The sequence below is a fragment of the Nosocomiicoccus sp. HMSC059G07 genome (genome assembly GCF_001815515.1).
GTDB lineage: Bacteria > Bacillota > Bacilli > Staphylococcales > Salinicoccaceae > Nosocomiicoccus > Nosocomiicoccus ampullae_A.
Genome location: NZ_KV820788.1, coordinates 158,306 through 164,305, shown reverse-complemented (window position 1 = coordinate 164,305; position 6,000 = coordinate 158,306). Strand labels below are relative to the sequence as shown.

Below are 6,000 nucleotides of genomic sequence, written 5' to 3'. Positions count from 1 at the left end.
GTCGTTTACGCAATTGCGTGTTGCGTTAAATTGTATCTCTATTCGTTGACGATAAAGAAAAAAGACTGTAGAAAACATCTACAGTCTCATATAAATTAATTTACTTCTCTAAACGTTTTTTATCTTTATGATACTTAATAACACCTTCTGCACAGCGGTATGCTAATGCACCGACTGTTCCTGTTGGGTTGTAACCAGAGTTGTGTGCAAAGTTTCCTGCTCCAACTACGAATAGGTTGTCTCTGTCCCAGTGTTGTAACCAGTTGTTAACAACTGAAGTCTCTGGGTCGTCTCCCATCGTAGTTCCACCTGTATTATGTGTCGACTGATAAGGTACGATATCGTAATCACCTGGCTCTTCGCCGACGTCTACTTGTTTTGCACCCATTTTCTCAAGGATTTCTCCACATCTATCTGCCAGATATTTTGTTCTCTTTCTATCCATATCTGTGAAGTTGTAAGTCAGTTTTACGAGTGGTACTCCAAAAGCATCTTTATAGTCATTATCTATATCTAAGTAGTTGTCTTTATGTGGGCTTGATGCACATTGTCCAGATACTGATATAGATCTCGTATACTGTTTAATAGACTCGTCTTTAAATTCCGCACCCCATGAAGGTGTTCCTTTACGAACAGGGTTCGTTAAGATTGGTCGTGAACCATATTGAGCAACTGTAATATTTCCACCGTGTAAGAAGTCTAGGTCTTCATGGTCGAAGTTATCCCCGTTAAAGTCATCCATTGACATACCTAAAGCACCAGCACCCATGAAAATATTAAACTGTTCATCGAAGAATCCTCTAGCGCCTCCAAACGTCTGATAACAATAGTTACGACCTAGCGTACCTTTTTCAGTTTTTGGATCGTATTGTTCACCGATGTCAGATACCGCAAGTAGTTTATAGTTATTGAATACATAACTCGTTAATACGACGATATCTGCAGGTTGAATGAATTCTTCTTTCGTAAGTGTGTCAACGTATTTAACACCTGTAACTTTTGAATTATCTTTGTCATCAGTTAAAACTTCTACGACATTACAGTGTGTACGAAGTTCAAAGTTATCATGACGACGTGCTGTTTTTAATACTGTTACTTCTGGCGTTGCTTTCGCGTCGTATTCACACGCGAAACGCTCACAGAACGCACAATATTGACATGGATTTAACTTTTCACCATCTGGGTTTTCGTATGCTGCTGACATATTTGCTGATGGTAAGAAGAATGGGTGGTATCCCATTTCATTTACCGCATCTTCAAACATTTTCATCATTTTAGTTTTAATCATTGGACCGTTCGGATAGTCTTTACTTCTTTTACCTTCGAAGTGATTGACTGTACCACTGATACCAGCGGTTTGTTCGAACTGTGTAAAATACGGCTCTAGCTCATCATACGTAATACCCCAGTCTCTAAAACGGTATCCGTCCTTTTCTTGGAGTCTATCTTCACCGTATCTCTCTTTCGTTTGAGTTGCGATTTCAAAGTCATATGGTAAGAAACGATAAACGTGGCCGTTCCAGTGAGTCCCTGCACCACCGACGTTGTCACCGAGTAAGAATGATCCTTGTTGACGCATTGGTAATGCTTTTTGATCTGGACTGTTTCTAAATGTAACAGTTTCTTTAGAAGTGTCTTGCATTAATTCATAACGAATCGCATATTTTAATTCGTCGTGTACGTGTTGATAATCTGCTGTACCTCTTTCTTTACCTCTTTCAAGGCTAAGTACTTTTAATCCTGCTTTTGCTGCTTCTGCTGCAACAATGCCCCCTGTCCAGCCGGCTCCGACTGTGAGTACATCTACTTTTTCTAGTTCTTTCGCCATTTAATATGTCTCCTCTTAACCAAAGTTTGGTAATGGTTCAATATCCATAAATTCGTCTGATTCAATTACGTCTAAGTATGAGTGCTGGTGGCCTGGGAATTGTTTCATTTTCCAGCCTTCCATATTTCTGTTACCGTGATAAATCGGATCACAATATGCACCTTCTAGAGTTGCTGAACGTAGCATCGTAAAGAAGTAACTTGACGTTGCTGTTGATTTTGGTACACCAAAGTCAACTTTACCTTCTTGGAAGTCATTTAGAATTTCATCTTGTTTCTTTTCATCGAGTTGAGAAAAGCTTTCGTCGTGACGACTTTTTGCTTCTTCTTGAAGTTTTTTGACACCGAGTCTGAAGTATTCTGCACGGTTTAAGTTTGACTGGTACCCTTGAGTTGGAAGTCCTTCGTGGAAAGGTCCTTGCATGTATTCTTTAGAGTTAAAGCCGTAAGCTCCAGCGAGTTGTCCGTCTAAGAAATAAGCTGCACCGAGCCCTTTAGCTCCTGGTCCAACGTCAGTTTCTGGGAAGATTCTTTCCATTGCTGCTTCAATCGTTGCAAAGTCTGCGTCATTTTCAAAGAATACACGACCTTTGTCTGGTACGTCGAACATACCTCCGTCACTATGACCATCGTGACCACCCTGGCTATCTCCACCGCCTTGATCACTAGAATCTTTTGAACTGTCACTTGATTTACCATCGAGGTTAAATCCAATTAAACCTCCAAGTAAACTACCACCGATAATACCACCAGTAGCTACCCCCGTTGTTTTTAGGAAATCACGTCTTGAGAATTGTTTCTCATCCGCCATAATCCTCACTCCTTAATAATTTTCATCTGCAATAACAGAATAGATAAATATAATTGTACACCTTTTAAAGAAGATATAAATAGGTTTTGACAATTTTATGTCAAAATTGTGAAATAATTTTCGAATTGTCTTTATAAATTGTCAAAAATTGTCTATAATTAAAGTATTAATAGGATTTGGAAAGGGAGACACCACACAATGAAGTTTTTTGAAGCATTAAGATGGCCAAATGATCATATGGATCTACGTTATGAGACAGACAAGTATACGAACTTACCGGTCGTTACTCGCGTTTACGATACGGATAGAGCAAACGATGCTGACGTAGGTTTTGTTACACGTGAGTTTGCGTCAAGAATCAAACAAGCACAAGATCAAATTGAGTCAAATCGTATTATGATGCTCGTGTTATACATTGCTGCAGTATTGCTTCCTGCACTTGTATTAACTGTCGTCAAAGGGACGATCTTACCAGCTGGATTTGCTGTTGTATATGCATTCATTGTAATTTTCGTTGTTGAAATGTTCAACCAAGTTACAATTAACAGAATGTTAAAAGAAATTGATGACGGTGCCGGAAATAACGGTCGTCGTAAATAATTAAAAGGCTTCAAATCTATAAGATTTGAAGCCTTTTTTTATTTAAAATGACCATAAATATTTTGTTGAGTACCAGATGACACATATCCATTATTTAACTTTAACCAATAGTGTCCGTCTTTATAAGTTACTGAGTTAAATGCTAAGTTATCTTTTGGCTTAGCTGATGAGATAATTTTTCCATTTAAACTTGGTGTGCCCCTAATATTCATATTGTATTTCGGGATAAATATCCCGTTAAAATATCGATCTTTCCTTAAATCAATATCGTATGCACTAATACCATTGCATACAAAATCTTTTTCTTTTAAATACCCATATCGCTGAAACTGAATGTGAAGATGGCTTGCCATCGGTACGTTTAAATTGTTTGTATCTCCTTGATATCCAATTGTTTCACCGTACTTCACATGTTGACCGATTGTCACGATTAAATTTCTCTTTAAATGGCCGTATATTACTTGGTAACCAAGTGATTTGTTTGCAATTACGACTGTTCCACCAAAATTTCCGTAATTACTCGTCCCTTGTACGACGACCCCGCTCATCACTGCAGGAATCGCTGCACCGTCATGTTTTGCAAAATCATACGCTCTGTGAAACCCTCCACAATACGCGTCATAATTAAATCCATTCACTGTGTAATTTCTAAACCCAAACGGTGTCATCGCATGCGGATTACTCGTCATTTTAAAGTTGTTCTTAATCAAAATATCTATTGGATTCAAAAAAATCCCCTCCTTACTCTATATATCGAGTACAGGAGAGGATTTAGCTATTTAATATTTTTGTTTTGGTACTTTAACGTCACTAATTAACGTTTGACTTAAATCACGTCTATAACGCCAAATGTTTTGAACAATCGACTTAATAACAGCGTATGTCGGAATCGCAATTAAAATTCCTAAGAATCCTGCGATATTTCCTGCTGCAAGTACAATTGTAATAACTGTTAAAGGATGTAACGCAAGTTGCTGACCCATAACGTTTGGCGTAATGATATTCGACTCGATTTGCTGCGCTGCAAGTGTGATGAGTGATACCCAAATGAACATAATTGGATCTTGAATGAGCGCTAAAATCGCTGCTGGTAAAAATGCGACCCATGGTCCAACGAACGGTACGACGTTCATAAATAGCGCAAACACCGCGAGTAATAGTGCGTAATCTAAACCGATAATCTGATAACCGATAAATAAAATAATACATAATATAAACGACACGAGCATTTGTCCTTGTATAAATGCACGGAGTGTTTTATCGATATCTTTAATCGTATCGAGTAAAAATAATTTAAAACGACCTGTAAATGGACGTGTAATTGTCGGTACAAATTTTTCGTGATCTTTTAACATAAAGATAAAGAAAAATGGTACTAAAATAAGTGAAATCACAATCGATACTGTACTCATTATAATTTTAAATGCATTCGCTACGACGCTACTAAACATCGTAGACCCTGTTTCAAATACTTGATTCGTTATTTCATCTAAATTTACTTCAAACGGTAAACGGTCCCTTTGAGTAATTACTGTGTTCATGAAGCTTTGAATTTCACGTTGAATGAGCGGTCCACGTGTAATTAAGTTTTGAACTTGCTCAGTAATTACCGGAATAACCGAAATTGATAACACTGCAATAACGATCACAATAATTAAAAATACAGAAGTCATCGATAGCCAGCGTGGTGCGCTATGGCGTTCTAGGTATTCTTGAATTGGAATCGTAATGTAAAATAAGACGCCAGCAAGTAGTACAGGTACGAAAATTGTCGCAATGATTTGGAAAAACGGTACAAATATATACTGTACTTTCACTGTCATGTATATAATGATGAGCGTCATAATCAGCGCTACACCACTTTGAAACCAAATCTTATTCAGCATAGACGTGTCTCCTTTCGAAACTTGTTTTTATTATATCATTGAATGCAAGAATTAGTTGAAAGAATTATCCTGATTAACTGCAATATTTTGTAAATACGTTACACTATATATAAAAAGGAGATAACAATGGATTTTACAACAGGCATTCATAACAATGAAATACATTCCAATATTTTAAACGAAACGATTATGTTCGAGTACTATATACCAAAAGATTTTGACGAAAATCGTAAATATAATGTCTATTATACGTTTGACTCACAAGACTTTTTTAAATACGGTCAAATCAATCGTATTTACGAACGACTTTTTAAAGATGGTGAGATAGAAGCTGCGATTATCGTCGGAATCCCATACCCGAGTGTCGAGTGGCGTAACCATCACTTCCAACCAGAAGGTGAACATACAGACGAGTTTATGGAATTTATAGCTAAAGAATTTGTTCCGTTTGTCGACGATACATTTCCTACAATTCAAAATCGCGACAGTAGAGCTTTAATGGGTGAAAGCTTAGCGGGTAGTTTCAGTATTAAACTCGCGATTAATTACCCAAAAATGTTTAAAAATGTTCTCGCTTTTAGTCCCGAGGTTACTGATGAATTTTATAATGAAATTATCGAAAGAGAAGGCACTGAAAACATTCATCTTTACCATACAATCGGACTTGAAGAGCAAGATTTCATAACAATTACAGGCAGACAAGCGAACTTCTTAGATCCAAACCGCGAATTAAACGAAGTGCTCTTTTCAATTCCAGAACGATACGAGTATAAAGAGCTAGACGGTGGCCATATATGGAAGACGTGGAAACCAGAAATTGAACACGCACTTAGATTCTTTTATGGAGTGTAAAGATAAAAAAGCTAAGACCAGATG

Annotated in this window: 6 protein-coding genes; 2 read left to right on the top strand and 4 right to left on the bottom strand. The window is 37.2% G+C overall.

Annotation, left to right across the window (positions count from 1 at the left end; genetic code table 11):
- Positions 1–100: 100 nt before the first annotated feature.
- Both HMPREF3029_RS02295 and HMPREF3029_RS02290 read right to left on the bottom strand, forming a co-directional pair.
- On the bottom strand, positions 101–1,828 hold the full coding sequence (locus HMPREF3029_RS02295; RefSeq protein WP_070709511.1) for a GMC family oxidoreductase: 1,728 nt from the start codon (positions 1,826–1,828) through the stop codon (positions 101–103).
- Positions 1,829–1,843: 15 nt separating this feature from the next.
- Complete coding sequence (locus HMPREF3029_RS02290; protein WP_070709509.1) at positions 1,844–2,638, bottom strand: gluconate 2-dehydrogenase subunit 3 family protein; 795 nt, start codon at positions 2,636–2,638, stop codon at positions 1,844–1,846.
- A 198-nt stretch (positions 2,639–2,836) separates the two neighbouring features.
- Between HMPREF3029_RS02290 and HMPREF3029_RS02285 the strand changes: the two genes are divergently transcribed.
- Positions 2,837–3,238 carry a hypothetical protein gene (locus tag HMPREF3029_RS02285; protein ID WP_068127890.1) on the top strand — a complete coding sequence of 134 codons (402 nt, stop codon included), beginning with the start codon at positions 2,837–2,839 and terminating at the stop codon, positions 3,236–3,238.
- A 38-nt stretch (positions 3,239–3,276) separates the two neighbouring features.
- Here the strand turns inward: HMPREF3029_RS02285 and HMPREF3029_RS02280 are convergent, their stop codons facing one another.
- Both HMPREF3029_RS02280 and HMPREF3029_RS02275 read right to left on the bottom strand, forming a co-directional pair.
- The gene (locus HMPREF3029_RS02280; protein WP_070709507.1) at positions 3,277–3,966 is read right to left on the bottom strand and encodes a M23 family metallopeptidase; all 690 of its coding nucleotides are present in this window, start codon (positions 3,964–3,966) and stop codon (positions 3,277–3,279) included.
- A gap of 51 nt (positions 3,967–4,017) precedes the next feature.
- A complete protein-coding gene (locus HMPREF3029_RS02275) occupies positions 4,018–5,124 on the bottom strand; it encodes an AI-2E family transporter (RefSeq protein ID WP_070623263.1) in 1,107 nt (368 codons plus the stop codon).
- 126 nt (positions 5,125–5,250) lie between these two features.
- On the opposite strand from HMPREF3029_RS02275, the gene HMPREF3029_RS02270 reads away from it, so the two are divergent.
- Positions 5,251–5,976, top strand: a complete 726-nt coding sequence (locus tag HMPREF3029_RS02270) for an alpha/beta hydrolase (protein ID WP_068127880.1) — start codon at positions 5,251–5,253, stop codon at positions 5,974–5,976.
- The last annotated feature ends 24 nt before the right edge of the window (positions 5,977–6,000 follow it).